We start from the raw sequence: 15,415 nt of genomic DNA on the forward strand, positions 1-15,415 counted from the left end.
AACGAGGTGTTTCAATGAAATCCAATCTATCCATTGAGAAAAGCAATAAAAAACAGGAACTCTCGGCATCTGCAAAAGCGGAAACGGTCTTACCTGCGGAGCTGGCTGCGCGTCTGGACCTGTATCCAGAAAACAAACGACGGCCCGTCAATAAAACGTTGTTTAAAAATGAATTCTTTCAACTAACTTATCATGTTAGGGATTATTCGTTGGACATCTCGTCTCGAGGAGACATCGTTTATTCGGCGATCCCTTATGATACGGCTAGAAATTATATCCAGCGGGCGGCGATCCAGTACCTGCTGCATCCAGAAGAGGTACGCAAATACATCGAGCTTCATAAACCAACACTGGAAAAATACCTGATGCTGAGCATTTATCAGGTGACGAATCAGCGAGTGAATGAGCAGTCTCCAGAGGTACAGCAGGCCTATGAGGCAATTTTTCAAAATCCTTTGCTGGAGATCCAAATACTGGGACGGTTGCTGCAGCATGATGAGACAGGACCGTTATCGGCTAACCTTGCGGGGAAATTTTTGTTTAGCGAAAATGTCAAAACGGGGATCGCGGGCTACATTGCGGAATACCTGAATTTTGTCGTTCAGCTGACTCAATCGCTGCCGATCATGACTGATGGAAAAAATCTGCAATTCCTTGGCAGTGGCCAGCAGGAAAATCGGATGGCGAACAAGGGGATGCAGCAGGCTTTGACCTTTGAGTCAGACATTGCTCCCGGACTGAATTTGCTGCCGCAGGAGGTGAAGCAAAGTATCGAACGATCGATCGTGCCGACAACGCAGCCTCTTCCTGTCAACAATCGGCCGTTGCTGCGTTCCGAATTTGGCAAAGAATTGTCTGAGGTTCGCAAGGGTTATGTGGCGCATAGCGTTCATCCTGATGAACTGGGTTCTTATTTTGAAAATGTTCTTTCCACGGAAAATACCAATCAACTCAATGTCATTTCTGATGTGCATGCAACGGATGGGAAACTGCCTTTCGTCAATCGACAGTTCAATATTTTGGCGGGGGATTTGTCAGATTCTCATGTCAAAGATGAAACGATCAAAGGGATCTATGTGATAGGGAATCATGATTTGTTGGATACTTTGCCGATAACCTCAGATAAAACTGATGAAGCATGGGACTTGTGGCGGCCTTTTTATAGAAAAAAATGGTTTAAGGAGCTAGTGAAAAACCCCGACGATTCTTGGTTCCTGCTGCCTACCGGAGATCATCCGTATTATGGGGTGGTCCAAACAGAGCTGGCTAAGCGGTATCCGAAAGTCGCCGTGTTGAATAATCAGAGCTTGATCCATGACGGCGTGCGCTACGTTGGGTTGACGATTCCGGTAGCTTTGGTCGATCGCAAAAAGGCGCAGCAGCAATTTATCCTTCACACCTTGCAGGCCGTGCTGGAGGAGGATCGTGATATCCCGACGATCCTGGTTTCTCACGCACCCTTATTCAATGAGCTGAGTCTGCTTCCGCCGAAAAGCGAGGCCTACAACAAGGATTATACCTGTTCAGAACCCGAAATCGAGGCTTTGTTTGAGCAATACAATATTCTGGGGGCGATCCATGGTCATCACCATTTGCCGGCCTCTTCTGGCCGTTTCAAGTATACGGAATTTGCTGGAAAGAAACTTTTCGTGGTATGTTCGATCTATTCCAAAATCAATACCGGGTTTGAGTTAATGAGTCTGATGAAGAACTAAAGCGTACATGTCACACTTTTCGTTTTGGCCGTTTTCTCGTGCATTTACTGAATAAAGCAGAATGAAAATATCTTTATCTAAGTTTTATCGCAAGTTTTATGTTGATTTGGCTATTTTACTCATTGTTTTTGATACGATGAAGACAATAAAAAGATAAAAAACAGAAGGGATCGAGAACTATGAAAAAAATCAGTATTGCCGGATTCATTCTTTTAAGCATCGCCTTGGCCGGATGTACCTCAAACGAAAATGAGCTTCCGGCAGGCAGCAGCACCGCTGCCAGTTCTTCTGCTCGTGTGCAGGATTCAAGCAGCTCCACTGTTTCGGACACAGAATCTACAAAAACGAATGTTGAAGGCATCGCTGTTTCCGCTTCGGATGCACTCAAAGCTTATCCGGATACTTCCGTGACTTCGTTGGAACTGGAACCCTCTTTAGGCACCTATTATTATGAAGTAAAAGGTATGGACGATGACACGGAATACGATGTAAAAATCAATGCTGAAACTGGCGATCTGAAAAAAGAACGTGAGGAAGCATTGGACGACGATGAAAAGAACGGCGTGGAACGCCAAGAGGAAGAATTGTCGATAGACGGGATTTTATCGATCGAAGAAGCCGCTAACGCAGCGGTCAAAGCCGTTGGAAAAGGCGAGGCCAAGGAATGGTCGCTGGAAAAGGAAATGTCCACGACTTACTGGGAAGTCAAGGTGCTGGACGGCCGCTCTGAAACGTCGGTGAAGCTGGATGCCAAAACGGGCGATGTGCTGGAGACGGAGTTGGATGATTAAGATCGTGTGTGGAAAATGAATGTAGGAGAAAACGTTTCGCGAGTGCGGAGCGTTTTTTTCTTGGATCATTTTATTGAACAAGAGAGAAATGCCTAAACACCTTTCAATACAACTGTTATCAAATTAGAATAGCCCTATGCCCTAAAAGCATTCTGGAAAAACCATACATAATATGACTGGATCATAGGCCTGTCGGAGAGTACTTCTCTGGTGGGGCGGCTTTTTTGAGGAAAACCAGTGACGGAAAAGCTGTTAGCATCTATGCGTTTACCACATCTCCCACTTTTTACACGAATATATCCGGTAAAAGAAAGGGTTTTCGTAAAAGCGATGAAGACTTACTATATACCTACAGAGAGGATAGTGAATCGATATGATATTGGATAGTCGGGAAAAAGCAATCGTACGTATCCTGCTGGATCATGAATGGATCACGATTTCGCAGATTGCTAAAACCATGTATTTATCGAATAAAACCGTCTCACAATCTTTAAAAAAAATTGACGACTATTTTGAAGGAAGTGATGTCTCCCTCATTCGCAAGCCGAAGGTCGGTATTTCGCTGGTCGGAAAGACCGCGAAAATCAATCAATTGATACAAGCTGGAAAGCAAAGTACCGTTCCTTCGACCAAAGATGAACGGGTTCAATACCTTTGTTTTGAAATTCTAAAGAAATCAGGCTATTTTACCCGGCAGGATTTACAAGAGGCTCTATTCGTCGGAAAGACGACGCTGGAAAAGGATATGAATAAGGTCAATGAGATCTTTTCTTTGTTTCATGTCACGATCGAATGGATTCCGGGAAAAGGTTCCTTTCTCAACCTGATGGAACAGGAAAAACGCAAGCTTGCCATCGATCTTATCTACTATTTTTGGGGGCACAATTGGCAGGTGATCAGAATCGATCATTCCTATGTTCATACGATTGAAGGAATCCCCGAATTTGCTAGAGCATTTGTCAATTTAGACATGCTGAAGGAGATCGATCAGCTGCTGCAAAGCTACCTCTCTCGAACCAAACAAAAACTTAGCGACATGAGTTATCATTCATTGCTTTTGCATTTATTGATAGCGATTGAACGAGTGAAAGAAGGCCAGCTTTTAGAAGAGATGGAGCCAAACGACGAGGGGGCTGCTAATCGTGAACTGCTGGAATTCATGCAGGAGCTGGAGGAACATTTCGAGATTCGGCTGCCGATCTCTGAAATGATGTTTCTTCAAATACATTTGAATATTGATTTACAAAAAGAGAAAGAACCGCTGTGGAGCAATGCCAGTGACGATGTCATTCGGGAAATCATCCATCAGACGATTGACGAATACGATGAAATCTCATTAGTAGGGCTTATTGCACATATTAAATCCGTTGTTGAGCGGATACGCAATGGCTTGCCAGTGGTCAATCCCTTCGTTATGGATGTGAAGCAAAGCTTTCCGGTCTCTTTCGAAGAAGCGATTCAGTTGAAGCAAGCCTTGGAAGACATGTTCGTTATCTCGATCCCAGAGGATGAGGTTGCCTATCTGGCGGTTCACCTACAGGCTTTTAAGGAACGGAAAAAGGAAGAAAATGCCCACAAATTGAAAGCTCTTCTGGTTTGCGGCAGCGGCAAAGGAACGTCACAGCTGCTTGCAGCCAGAATCAGACGGAAGTTTCCAAGTATCAAGGTATCGCGTATTTTATCTATTCAGGAATTGGCAAAAACAGAAGTTCAAGAGGATGTGATCCTTTCTACGATCAATTTAGAGATGCAAAACCACAAAATTCTCTACGTTTCTCCGGTATTAAGCATAGCGGATCAGGGGAAAATTGAAAAATTCCTAGAAGAGAGCAAACAGCACCTGACGAGAACACGTGAATTTGCCCAATTGATTCAGCCAGACTTGATTTTTCTGGACAAAGAATTTGCTGACGTTGAGACCGCCATTCAGTTTATGGGTGACAAGCTGACTTCATTGAACTATACGCGGGCAGGGATTGTCCAATCTGCGATCGACCGGGAGAAATTGTCCTTTACCTCCTTTGGAAAGTTCGCCACACCGCACGGGTCTTCCGAATTTGTCAACCGTTCTACGATTGCTTTTCTAAGACTGGCGGAGGAAATCCGGTGGGGGCAAACCAAGGTCAAATATCTTTTCTTTATTTGTATTAAGAATGAAACCCCAAGTGAGCTGGAAAAAATTTATGACAATTTATTGGAGATTATCGATATAGGCGATCAAAGCCCTATCGCAAAAGGAAAGCAAACAGACCTATTACGGTATTTGAAAGAAGGAACATAAATGAACGTTGCAGAAGTATTAGACATCGAACAAATCGTGATGGATTTAGACGTTTCTACGAAAGAAGACGTGATTGAATCCTTAGCAGTCAAGCTGGCAGAAAAGGGGGTACTTTCGGACAAGCACAGCTACATTGAAGCAGTGTTGGACAGAGAACAACACGCCACAACAGGAGTCGGAAACGGGATCGCGATCCCTCATGGAAAGAGCCCGGTCGTGACAGAAGCGGCGATTGCCTTTGCCAAATTAAAAAGTCCAGTCGAGTGGCAATCACTGGATGAACAGCCAGTCTCTATCGTGATTATGCTGGCGATTCCAGATTCAGAGAAAGGCGATACTCATTTACGATTGCTGTCAGAAATTGCTGTGAAATTAATGGATGACGACTTCGTAGAGGCGTTAAAAGAAGAAACTCGACCAGTCGATATTGTAACACTATTAGGATAAATGGAGGAAACGAACATGAAAAGAAAAATTATTGCAGTAACTGCTTGTGCCACAGGAGTAGCCCATACCTACATGGCTGCTCAGGCATTGAAAAAAGGCGCGAAATCTCTGGGAGACATGATCAAGGTAGAAACGCAAGGCGCTACAGGGATAGAGCATGAATTGACCGAAAAAGATGTTCAAATCGGGGAAGTTGTAATCTTTGCAGTCGATACGAAGGTCAGAAATGAAGAACGCTTCGCTGGCAAAACGATTTTGAAGGTACCTGTTGCTGCCCCGTTGAAAGATGCAGAAAAGGTGATCCAAGAGGCGCTGGCTTTAGTAGACACAGACAACAAATAGGAGGAAAAAACAATGAAAACAATCGCTAATGACATGAAGAACCATGTGCTGACCGGTATTTCTTATATGATCCCGCTGGTAATTGCGGGAGCTGTGATTATGGCAATCTCACGGGTAGGTGGATCGCTGTATGGAATTACAGACATTTGGGATGCTTCGCATGCGGAAAGCGGCAACTCACTGATCCGTCTGCTGCATAGTATTGACGGGTTTGGCGGAACGGCTTTAGGGTTGATGTTCCCAGTGATCTCAGCATTTATTGCTTATTCAGTCGTGGATAAATTGGGAATTGCCCCTGGATTAGTTGGCGGGATGCTTGTAAAGGACATCAATGCAGGCTTCCTTGGCGCAATTGCAGCGGGGTTGATTGCAGGATACGTTTGTCTGTTCATCCGCAATCACGTAAAATTGCCAAAATCAATGGCTTCTGTGGTGCCGGTTTTCCTGATCCCTGTATTGGGAACGTTGAGTACCGTATTAGCAATTAACTATGTAGTCGGTGTTCCTTTTGCAGCATTAAACGTGGGACTTGAGAATTGGTTGAACGGCTTAAGCGGCGGCAATCAAATCATCATGGCAGCGATCGTTGGCGGAATGGTCGGCTTCGACTTGGGCGGACCTGTCAACAAAGCAGCTGTTACCACGGCAATGGCTTTATTGACAAGTGGAGTTTATGCACCAAATACAGCTGCACAAGTAGCAATCATCATTCCTCCGATCGGCTTAGGCCTAGCAACCCTTTTTGCGAAGAAAAAATACAACAACGAGTTGCAGGAAGCTGGTAAATCCGCAATCATCATGGGCTTAGTCGGCATTAGTGAAGGTGCGATCCCATTTGCAGTGGAGAGCCCGCTAAAGGTCATTCCAACTACGGTAATCGGTTCAGCGATCGGCTCAGCGATGGCAGTTGGATTAGGGGCCGTGAATCAGGCACCGATTAGCGGCTTTTATGGTTGGTTCACTGTTGAAAAATGGCCGATCTACGTCTTATCGATTGCAGTCGGCGCCTTATTTGTGGCAATCTCCAGCGCATTGTTGAGAAATAAAGACGCTGGAATCGATACAACGATCATTGATTTAGACGAAGAGTTTGATGAAGAAGCTTGGGAAGAAGAGTGGCAAAGTTAATGACAAATGTACATGTGGTAAATCATACCCATTGGGATCGTGAATGGTACTTTACATCCATGGATTCATTGGTTTTGAGTGATCAATTGTTCAGTGATGTGATTACCGAATTGCAGCGGCATCCAGAGGCCAGTTTTGTATTAGATGGTCAGCTTTCAATTTTAGATGATTATTTAGAGCTGTATCCAGAGAAAATAGAGGATATCCGCGCATTGATCGAGGGACAGCAGCTGTTCATCGGACCTTGGTTCACTCAAACGGATGCCTTCTTCACTTCCGGAGAATCCGTTTTGCGAAATGCAATGATTGGCTTCTTTGAAAGCAAGAAATATGGCGAGATGATGTCGGTCGGGTATTTGCCAGACACCTTTGGCTTCAACGCTCAAATTCCAGTGCTGTTAAATGAAGCCGGGTTGGAGAATATTATTTTGTGGCGTGGGGTGCATTTAGGCAAGCATGTCCAATCCCCTTATTTCAAATGGGAAAGTCTGGGTGGGGACAACAAGGTCTATGCGCTTAATTTTCCTCAAGGATATGGAACAGGGATGCTGCTGGAGCCGACCCTTGATTATGTAGAAGGCCGCTTGGACAAAGCCGTTGATTTCATTAAACAGTACACAGATTCTGATGAGATCATGATCCCTTCTGGAAATGATCAATTAGGCATTATTTCAGAGTTCAGTCATAAAATCAAACAGATCAATGCTCTGGGCAAGTACGACTACCAAGTGAGCACGTACCAGCATTTTTTGTCACTGATGAAGGAAATGGATTTGGAAACGTACCGCGGAGAATTCAGAGCCCCTGTTCTGGCAAGAGTGCATAAAACAATCGGCTCTGTTCGAATGGACCTGAAAAAGCAGATTTTCCATTTGGAGCATCAGCTGATTCGCCGAATTGAGCCAATGATGGTAATTGCACGTCAACTAGGTATTGATTTAAGCAACCGCTTAGTCATCAAGGCTTGGAAAAAGTTACTAGAATGTCAGGCGCACGACAGTTTGGCTGGCTGTGTGTCAGATGCAGTAGCTGAGGACATTGCTCATCGGCTAAAGGAAGCCGGCGAAATCTGCGACAGTATTGAAAACATAGTGTTGAAACGCATTTCTGAGTCATTGGCTCTTACAGATAAAGAGTTTTTGGTGATGAACCCTTCTCCAACCGTCTTTTCAGGTGAAAAAACGGTGACACTTTTATCCAAAACGCAAGAGATCGAGGTTGCAGGCTGTGCGTCCGTCGTCCTAGCCGCCGAGTACGTGGACAGCCGGGAAAATATTCTGGAGGAAACACCTGCGGGAAATCGCTTTATCACCGAACCTGGCTATTACAAGTTGACGGTTCAGTTCACGTGCGAGCTGCCTGGTTTGGGGTACAAGGTTTTTGCCTTCGAGGAGGTAGAAAAAGCAGCCGATCGTTTTATACCCGTTAAGGACCAGCAAATCACTGTCGGAGACTATCAAATTCGCTTTGAAAATCAAGCGCTGATTTACCAAGATTCTGAACGTAGGATTTCCAATTTTCTCTCGTTTATGGACGATGGAAACGCGGGAGACACGTATGATTTTTCTCCAGTATCAAACGATCAGCCCATTGAATTGACGTTTCAGGAATGTCGATGTGAATCGGCAAAACAAATCAGTCGAATGACCGTATCAGGAGTTGCGAAGCTGCCGTGTGATCTATCCGAGCGAATGCAGCAGCAAAAAACGACGGAGTTTGCTTATCAGCTTGAACTGGAACTGAATCAAAAAGGGGAGATCAAGGGTACGCTGCATTTTGAAAATAGTGTACTGAACCATCGAATTCGCTTGAAGCTGAACGTGGGTCAGCAGATCGACAAAGCTCTTTCGGCAATCCCTTACGGTTTCATTACGAAGCAGAATCAGGAAATCAGCGAGTGGGAAACCCAGTACTCTGAAAAACCGGTCAATAGTGAGCCTTTTGATAAAACGGTGAGTGTCTATACCAAGTCTGACTCCTTATCGGTATTTACTCATGACAGTCGGGAATATGAATATTGTGAATCCGAGTTATTCGTGACTCTTTTGGCTACGACAGATACATTAGGAAAACCGGATCTGTTGTATCGACCCGGCCGTGCATCAGGCGACACGACTAAGAAAGGCCACATCATGATGGCAACACCGCTCGCACAGTTGAAGGGCAAGCCGTTTTCCAGTACGTTTGTTTTAAAATATGATCGAAACGACCGTACAGAAGCTGAGATTGCCGCTTGGCGTTCCCAGTTGGAACAGCCTGCCATCAGCTACCAGCTGCAGCAGTTGAACTTCTTTGTCTACCGAATCGACAATAAGATCCAAAAAAGGATCGATCAATTGCTGTTAGCAGAAAAAGAATGCAGCATATTGTCATTTGCAGAAGGCACAGAGGTGCTAGTCAGTGGTCTTCATCATTCGTATTACCATGAGGGCTTTGTTGTCCGGATTGAAAATCCAACAGACACCGCCAGCGAATTGGATATCGCTGCTCTTTTCCCAGAATGGCGGGTTGAACGTGTCAATGCACTTGAAGAGCTTCAACCGTTTTCTGCGAAAATTCCAGCCTATGGCGTAGGCAGCTTTCTCGTATCTAAATAACAATCTCCGGCTAGATCAGACGATCTAGCCTTTCATTTGCCTTAAAAGGAGGATTCTATGGTAGAAAAAATTTCGAACAAGCTGGGAATTCCAACAGGCTTGTTTTACGGGTATGTGGGTCTGGTGTTTTTCATGCTTGGCGCAGGAATTGAAACCAGCTGGTTTTCTGCGTACTTAGCTTCAGCGGGGTACAAGGTCCAGCTCATTTCCATGGTGTTTAGTTTGTATGGTCTTTTTGTGGCGGTTTTTTCGTGGTTAACGAGTTTTCTTTCAACCCTGTTTTCAATTCGAAGAGTCATGCTTACTGGCTTGATCGTGTATTGCTTGAGCACTGGACTCTTGATATCGGCATTGATTTTTGAGTTTTTCCCGTTGATTGCAGGGGCGTATATGCTTCGCGGCGCCGCCTACCCATTGTTTGCCTATGCCTTCTTAATGCTGATTACACTCAAAACAGAGTTGAAAAGTTTGGGAAAAGCAACTTCGTGGTTCTGGTTCAGCTTCAATCTGGGCATGACGATATTGAGTCCGCTGATAGCTTCAAGCTTGCTGCAGGTGGCCACTCCAATTACTATCCTTCTGTTAGGGATTGTTATCGTGCTAGTCGGAGGCAGCATTGCTCTGAAAACTAACGATGATTCACAACCGCCAGCAGTAGGAAAAAAGAGTCTGCCTAGTCAGATAGCGGAAGGAATCACCATTCTTTTTGAGTGTCCGAGGTTGGCGTTAGGCTTGTTGGTCAAGGCCATCAACAACATTGGACAATTCGGCTTCGTTATCATGATGCCTATTTTTCTCATTCAGTATGGGTATACACTGACGCAATGGGGAAGCATTTGGGCACTTACGTACGTGGTTAATTCGATTGCAGGGCTTGCCTTTGGATGGATCGGCGATCGATACGGTTGGCGGAAAACAGTCTGCTATTTTTCGGGGACGATCACAGCGTTATCTTGTCTGTTGATTGGTGCAGCGATCTTTTATTTTCCAGGAAATACTTTTTTATTAGCACTATCGTTCATCGGATTTTCCATTGGAATAGCGGCATTCGGTCCCTTGTCCGCCTTGATTCCAGCGATGGTCCCTGACAAAAAAGCAACAGCCTTGTCTGTCTTGAATCTGGGTTCAGGGCTGAGCAATTTCTTTGGTCCTGTGCTGATCACGATCCTCTTTCAAAAATTTGGAGGGTTTGTAGTACTGGGTGTTTTTGCTGGATTGTACTTGCTGGCGAGCGGGTTGGCGGTATTTTTGAAGACGCCAGCAGAGCTTGGCGGCGAAAACTCTAAACAAATGCGAGATGCAAGCGTGCTCTGAATTGATGGGCGAGATTCGGGTGAGGATTTCTTTTTTTAGGATGGAAAAACACTTTTTGAATGCAGTGTTGCCATTTCAGGAACCTTCGTCCCATTGGCTGTGACCAAAAATAATTTTGAAGTGAATACCTTCTTCGAATTGGTTTTCGGCAACAAGAAAATTCGTGGTGTGCTGATCGGGGACACGATCGCCAAATACCATTTGCCAAATTTGATCGCGTTTTATCAACGTGGAGAGTTCCCGTTCGACCAATTTGTAAAATACTATGATTTTGAGGACATCAATCAGGCAGAAGCAGATTCTGTAGGGGGCGAGGTCATCAAGGCTGTCGTGGTGATGGACAAAGAGTACCAGCCGCCAAGCTAAAAAGACGATTTTTTTGGCTGTTTCGCTAAAGCAAAAACAAAGAGTTGATAGAAATAAGCTGTGACAGCGATGTCACAGCTTATTTTCCTACAATCGCACTTGAAAAAGCTTCTGATGTGGACTCAATTCCTTAAACGAAATCCGTCCGCCGTGTTTTTCCACGATTTTTTTACTGATTGCCAGGCCTAAGCCGCTGCCGCCTTTGGTTGAGCGAGAGCGATCGCCGCTGACAAAGGGATCGAACAGCTGCGGCTGCAGGTCCTTGGGAATTCTGCTGCCATCGTCGGTTATCGTAAAGACCACATGATCCTCTGAAGCGGTCAACTGAACATGGACCGTCGTCCCTGCAGGATTATGGTGAATGCTGTTGCTGATCAAATTGTCAAAGACGCGTCTTAGCTCCACACTGTCGCCAGAAATCTCGATCGGTGCCTCCGGAAGATCAATCTCGAAGGTGATCCCGTTTTCCTCTGCGCACTCCCATTGCTCCAAAATCACCTGACGGAGCAGTTCAGAGAGATCCAATGGCTGAAGCTGAAGCTGATACTCAGGGCTTTCCAGCTTGGAAAAGATCAACAGCCGATTCACCAGCTCATTCATGTGGTCGGTTTTCGAAAGAATCGTTGCCATCACCTGACCCAGGTCCTCTTGGGACACCAACCCATCCTCCACGGCTTTAGCCGAACCCTTAATCGTGGTAATGGGGGTACGCAGATCGTGTGCCATATTAGCAAATATCAGCTGGCGTTCCTTTTCATAGGCCTTCCGCAGCTCTTCAGCTTCTTTCAATTGGTGTGCCATGTGATTGAAGGTCTCTTCGATCTCCACGTATTCGTATTCCGCGTTCAAATGAATCTTTTTGGAATAATCGCCGTTGCGGATCGAGCGAAAGCCATCGATAAGTATATTATTTGGCGCAATGATATGCTCCCTGACCGATTTAGAATAACGCCACAGACAGAAAATAAAAATGAATAAGATCGGGATAAGCAGTAAGACTATTTTTCCGAAGATAGAAAAAAAGGTGGCTGAACGAACATTTGTAAACACAGGGGTGAAATTTCCTCGAATGCTGCGGCTTGGCATTTTTGTGACACAAAGATAGTGGTTGCCATCGTCCCCGATAAAGGAAGCAAAGGTCGCCATGTATTTCGGAGCTTCTTGATTTACTTCAAAGGAAATTGGACCAAACTGATAGATATCCTTTTTCAGCATCGCACGAAGTCCCTCAGTCTCCAACAATTGATTCTGTGTGTACTGCTTGTGCTTTTCCTGAACATCGCCCTTTGTATAGATCACTCGATTGGTTTCATCCAGGATTTCTAGCCAGCCGCCAACATCTTCTAAAGTTTGCGTATCGATGTTTTGATAGTCGGGTCGGACGATCTCCTCTGCGCATAGCTTAGCCGCTATTTGATTCGTGCCCGAAATGAAAAATTGAATGACTGACATAAAAATGATCGTCAAAGACAACAGCAGCAACGATGTCATCAAATATTTTCGGATCAAAAAACGAGCTAATGTTTTCGGTCTTTTTCTCATGGTACCAGCTTATACCCTAACCCCCGGATGGTCTGGATATAAGAAGCCCCCTCTCTGTCACCCAATTTTTCTCGCAGTCGGCTGATGTAGACCATGATATTGTTGTCATCCACGATGTAAATATCCTCCCAAGCGGCTTCATAGATCTGCTTCTTGGTAAATACTCGTCCTGGTGTGCCCATCAACAGCCGCAAAATTTTAAATTCGATCGAAGTCAGCGCGACAGGCTCAGACCCTTTATACAAAAGACACTGATTCAGATCCAACGTCAGGTCATGAAGGGCCAACGTCTCGGGTTCAGCGATTTCCTGAGCACCTAAGGAATAAAAACGCCGCAGCTGAGCCTCTACTCGAGCGACCAGCTCCAAAGGATCAAAAGGCTTGGTCACATAATCATCTGCACCAACCCCCAGCCCCAGCACTTTGTCTGCACTTGTATCTTTAGCGGTTAGAAAGATAATCGGTATATTTTTCTCTGTCCGAATCTTTTTGATTAGCTGATACCCATCCAGCTTTGGCATCATGATATCTAAAATAGCCAGATCGATCTGTTCCTGCTGGAGACAATGCCAAGCCGCTTCGCCATCGGCAGCAGTGAACACCTGATAGCCGTCCTTTTCCAAATACAGTTTCACAAAATCCACGATGCCTTGTTCATCGTCTGCCACCAAGATTGAAAACCCCATGCGTTAACACCCCTTGCACTCATTTCTTCCTATTATACCGCGAGGCCAAGCTATTTTATATCCACCTTTTTAAAAAGCTGAGAAGCCGCACCTAAAACAAGTGCAATCAGCAGGACCGAAGACAACAGTGCGGGAATCAAATGCTTTGTCTCACCAGCCAATAGGTGATTGCTGACAGAAAGCGCAGAATATTTCAAGAACGAAAAGGTGCCCGATCCAATCAAATAATTCACGACGAACAGCCCTACCAAAGCAGCGATGAAAGAGATGAACGGAGATAAAAATAATCCTACAAAAAAGGTGAGTGCCATAAAAAGTGCCAGATGCAGAAAAATCAACAGGATAAACAGCATGGCATCGGCTAGTTCAAATCCCGGCGCGGAAAACTGCCCATTCCCAATACTCGAATTCGTTAAAAATAAATAGTAGCTCCCGCCGACAACGAGACTGAACAGCCCAAATGCACCAAGGCACAAAGTCAGCAGGGCCAAAAACTTGGCTAGGACGATCCGTCCTCTTTTTCCGATCCGCAGCAGGGTCATCTTGATCTGACCGCCAGCGATTTCCCCGGAAAATTGGAATGCCGCCACTAAAATCAGCAAAATACCCCATATACCCAGTCCACTGAAAAAGCCCCACAACGCCATCACAAATTCCATGCAGGAAAGTGTTCCACCGTCGGCCAACCCATCCCCTGACAACGTCAAGCCGCCAGTTGAGATCGCAAACGTCATGATCGCCGCTAGAATCGAAGGGATCAATAAAATCATACTGTTTTTCCGCTTCAAGGTTTTAATCCATTCCATTTTATAAATTGCCCATACTTCCATGATGAACCCCTCCATTTTCTATTTCATTAATTCGATTAATTGCGCCTGCTGATCGTCAACATGCGAGTTCTGATCCGCATAGCTGATGACCCCGTTGCTCAATACCAGAATATGGTCCGTTAAGTCGCAGACCTCTTGCATCTGATGGCTGGAAAACAAGATTGCTGTTCCGCGTTCCCGACATAATTTTTTCAGCAGCTCCTTGACCTCTTCCACTCCGATCGGATCGAGCCCAACAAACGGTTCATCCAAGATCAACAGCTCCGGCTCTGTAATCAATGCCAAGGCTAAAGCCAGCCGCTGCTTCATACCAAAGGAAAAGTTTTTGACCTTTTTCCGTGCGGCATTGCTCAATTCCACGAAGGCCAAGCTCTCCTTGATTCTGCGTTTCCGCTCTTTTTTCGGGATCGAAGGAATCAAACGGATCGAGAGCATCAGGTTGTCATAGGCATTCAAGTCTTCGTAAAACTGCACATCTACCAACGAACCGATTCTGTTTTTAGAAGCCGTGTCCGAAGTATCCAGTGGACTTCCGCAGAAAATCAGCCTCCCTTGATAATGGCTGGTCAAGCCCAACACACATTTCATCAACGTCGTTTTCCCAGCGCCGTTGCGCCCCAATAAGCCAGTGATTTTGCCCGGGAGCAGCTCCAGATCAATACCCTTTAATATTTCAGTTCTGCCGTAGCTTTTCCGCAGGTCGTTAATGGTTAAAATAGTCGCTGTCATGATTTCTCCTCCTCGTTCTGTATGGCTACAGTATAGAAAGCTAAGCTTGAAGGGAAACGGGGTTAATCTTAAAATAACCTTACAATTTTTCTCTCCTGCTTTCGTATAGAAATGCGTCGTTTAGCTATGCAATAGATGAACATAGGCTTTCATGCTATAATTTGGGTATATCGAGTCAGATATATCCAGGAAACGAGGAGAAAAATGACACGATATTTACCAACCAACGACCTGCTTTTTCGCAAGATTTTTACATCACCCGCCTCAAAACATCTGCTGCAGCACTTTATCGAAGATTTCTTAGGCCAACGCTTTCGGACGCTGATACCCAAGGAACACTACCACATAAAAAAATACCAAAAGTCATTCAAAAAAGGCAAATTGCAACGAACCGAAGTCGATATTCTAGCTACAACGGCAGATGGATTGATGACAACGATCGAGATGCAGACAGTGCTGCGTTCAAAGAATTTGGATTACTGGACAAGCAAACGAATGAAGCTTTTCTGAACGATCGTGGAGAAGAACTGCTGCGCTTAATCTTTTTGAGTTTATCGAATCAAAATATTGAGCAGAAAACACCGATTTATTACTGGCAACAGTTTTTCAAAACCGGCAAAGCCCTTCCTGGTGCTCCTTACTATATC

The 15,415-nt window shown here is 45.0% G+C and carries 14 protein-coding genes; 10 read left to right on the forward strand and 4 right to left on the reverse strand.

Annotation, left to right across the window (positions count from 1 at the left end; genetic code table 11):
- Positions 1–14 precede the first annotated feature (14 nt).
- The 9 genes from NRIC_RS12490 (at position 15) to NRIC_RS12530 (ending at position 10,981) form a co-directional block, all read left to right on the forward strand.
- Entirely contained in the window at positions 15–1,715 is a 1,701-nt protein-coding gene (locus tag NRIC_RS12490) for a metallophosphoesterase family protein (protein WP_146623038.1), read from the forward strand.
- Between the two features lie 179 nt (positions 1,716–1,894).
- Entirely contained in the window at positions 1,895–2,506 is a 612-nt protein-coding gene (locus tag NRIC_RS12495) for a PepSY domain-containing protein (RefSeq protein ID WP_146623039.1), read from the forward strand.
- A 373-nt stretch (positions 2,507–2,879) separates the two neighbouring features.
- Complete coding sequence (locus tag NRIC_RS12500; protein WP_146623040.1) at positions 2,880–4,787, forward strand: BglG family transcription antiterminator; 1,908 nt, start codon at positions 2,880–2,882, stop codon at positions 4,785–4,787.
- Positions 4,788–5,234, forward strand: coding sequence for a PTS sugar transporter subunit IIA (locus NRIC_RS12505; RefSeq protein WP_146623041.1), 447 nt, complete (start codon positions 4,788–4,790; stop codon positions 5,232–5,234). It abuts the gene before it with no gap.
- Positions 5,235–5,249: 15 nt separating this feature from the next.
- Positions 5,250–5,576 (forward strand): PTS fructose transporter subunit IIB, encoded by a 327-nt coding sequence (locus NRIC_RS12510; protein WP_146623042.1) that lies wholly within the window; start codon positions 5,250–5,252, stop codon positions 5,574–5,576.
- Positions 5,577–5,588: 12 nt separating this feature from the next.
- On the forward strand, positions 5,589–6,704 hold the full coding sequence (locus NRIC_RS12515; RefSeq protein WP_146623043.1) for a PTS fructose transporter subunit IIC: 1,116 nt from the start codon (positions 5,589–5,591) through the stop codon (positions 6,702–6,704).
- Positions 6,704–9,301, forward strand: a complete 2,598-nt coding sequence (locus tag NRIC_RS12520; RefSeq protein WP_146623063.1) for an alpha-mannosidase — start codon at positions 6,704–6,706, stop codon at positions 9,299–9,301. The genes NRIC_RS12515 and NRIC_RS12520 overlap by 1 nt, the downstream gene beginning before the upstream one ends.
- Positions 9,302–9,358: 57 nt before the next feature.
- Positions 9,359–10,615, forward strand: coding sequence for an RbtT/DalT/CsbX family MFS transporter (locus tag NRIC_RS12525; protein WP_146623044.1), 1,257 nt, complete (start codon positions 9,359–9,361; stop codon positions 10,613–10,615).
- A gap of 93 nt (positions 10,616–10,708) precedes the next feature.
- The gene (locus NRIC_RS12530) at positions 10,709–10,981 is read left to right on the forward strand and encodes a hypothetical protein (protein WP_227873796.1); all 273 of its coding nucleotides are present in this window, start codon (positions 10,709–10,711) and stop codon (positions 10,979–10,981) included.
- Positions 10,982–11,068: 87 nt separating this feature from the next.
- Here the strand turns inward: NRIC_RS12530 and NRIC_RS12535 are convergent, their stop codons facing one another.
- From NRIC_RS12535 to NRIC_RS12550, 4 genes are read right to left on the reverse strand one after another with little or no spacing between them, the layout of a single operon-like run.
- Positions 11,069–12,523: a sensor histidine kinase gene (locus NRIC_RS12535; RefSeq protein WP_146623045.1), complete on the reverse strand. Its 1,455-nt coding sequence runs from the start codon at positions 12,521–12,523 to the stop codon at positions 11,069–11,071.
- On the reverse strand, positions 12,520–13,209 hold the full coding sequence (locus tag NRIC_RS12540; RefSeq protein WP_146623046.1) for a response regulator transcription factor: 690 nt from the start codon (positions 13,207–13,209) through the stop codon (positions 12,520–12,522). Before NRIC_RS12540 ends, NRIC_RS12535 begins: the two co-directional genes overlap by 4 nt.
- 50 nt (positions 13,210–13,259) lie before the next feature.
- Positions 13,260–14,039 (reverse strand): DUF2705 family protein, encoded by a 780-nt coding sequence (locus tag NRIC_RS12545; RefSeq protein ID WP_146623047.1) that lies wholly within the window; start codon positions 14,037–14,039, stop codon positions 13,260–13,262.
- An 18-nt stretch (positions 14,040–14,057) separates the two neighbouring features.
- Entirely contained in the window at positions 14,058–14,768 is a 711-nt protein-coding gene (locus tag NRIC_RS12550) for an ABC transporter ATP-binding protein (RefSeq protein ID WP_175580080.1), read from the reverse strand.
- Positions 14,769–14,972: 204 nt separating this feature from the next.
- On the opposite strand from NRIC_RS12550, the gene NRIC_RS19305 reads away from it, so the two are divergent.
- Positions 14,973–15,278, forward strand: coding sequence for a PD-(D/E)XK nuclease family transposase (locus NRIC_RS19305; protein WP_175580081.1), 306 nt, complete (start codon positions 14,973–14,975; stop codon positions 15,276–15,278).
- Positions 15,279–15,415: the final 137 nt, after the last annotated feature.

Source organism: Enterococcus florum (assembly GCF_004309355.1).
GTDB lineage: Bacteria > Bacillota > Bacilli > Lactobacillales > Enterococcaceae > Enterococcus_A > Enterococcus_A florum.

What these genes read in the sequence shown, in the direction of transcription:
- NRIC_RS12490 (WP_146623038.1), top strand. Translation starts at nt 15, where the DNA reads ATGAAATCCAATCTATCCATTGAGAAAAGCAATAAAAAACAGGAACTC.
- NRIC_RS12495 (WP_146623039.1), top strand. Translation starts at nt 1,895, where the DNA reads ATGAAAAAAATCAGTATTGCCGGATTCATTCTTTTAAGCATCGCCTTG.
- NRIC_RS12500 (WP_146623040.1), top strand. Translation starts at nt 2,880, where the DNA reads ATGATATTGGATAGTCGGGAAAAAGCAATCGTACGTATCCTGCTGGAT.
- NRIC_RS12505 (WP_146623041.1), top strand. Translation starts at nt 4,788, where the DNA reads ATGAACGTTGCAGAAGTATTAGACATCGAACAAATCGTGATGGATTTA.
- NRIC_RS12510 (WP_146623042.1), top strand. Translation starts at nt 5,250, where the DNA reads ATGAAAAGAAAAATTATTGCAGTAACTGCTTGTGCCACAGGAGTAGCC.
- NRIC_RS12515 (WP_146623043.1), top strand. Translation starts at nt 5,589, where the DNA reads ATGAAAACAATCGCTAATGACATGAAGAACCATGTGCTGACCGGTATT.
- NRIC_RS12520 (WP_146623063.1), top strand. Translation starts at nt 6,704, where the DNA reads ATGACAAATGTACATGTGGTAAATCATACCCATTGGGATCGTGAATGG.
- NRIC_RS12525 (WP_146623044.1), top strand. Translation starts at nt 9,359, where the DNA reads ATGGTAGAAAAAATTTCGAACAAGCTGGGAATTCCAACAGGCTTGTTT.
- NRIC_RS12535 (WP_146623045.1), bottom strand. Translation starts at nt 12,523, where the DNA reads ATGAGAAAAAGACCGAAAACATTAGCTCGTTTTTTGATCCGAAAATAT.
- NRIC_RS12540 (WP_146623046.1), bottom strand. Translation starts at nt 13,209, where the DNA reads ATGGGGTTTTCAATCTTGGTGGCAGACGATGAACAAGGCATCGTGGAT.
- NRIC_RS12545 (WP_146623047.1), bottom strand. Translation starts at nt 14,039, where the DNA reads ATGGAAGTATGGGCAATTTATAAAATGGAATGGATTAAAACCTTGAAG.
- NRIC_RS12550 (WP_175580080.1), bottom strand. Translation starts at nt 14,768, where the DNA reads ATGACAGCGACTATTTTAACCATTAACGACCTGCGGAAAAGCTACGGC.
- NRIC_RS19305 (WP_175580081.1), top strand. Translation starts at nt 14,973, where the DNA reads ATGACACGATATTTACCAACCAACGACCTGCTTTTTCGCAAGATTTTT.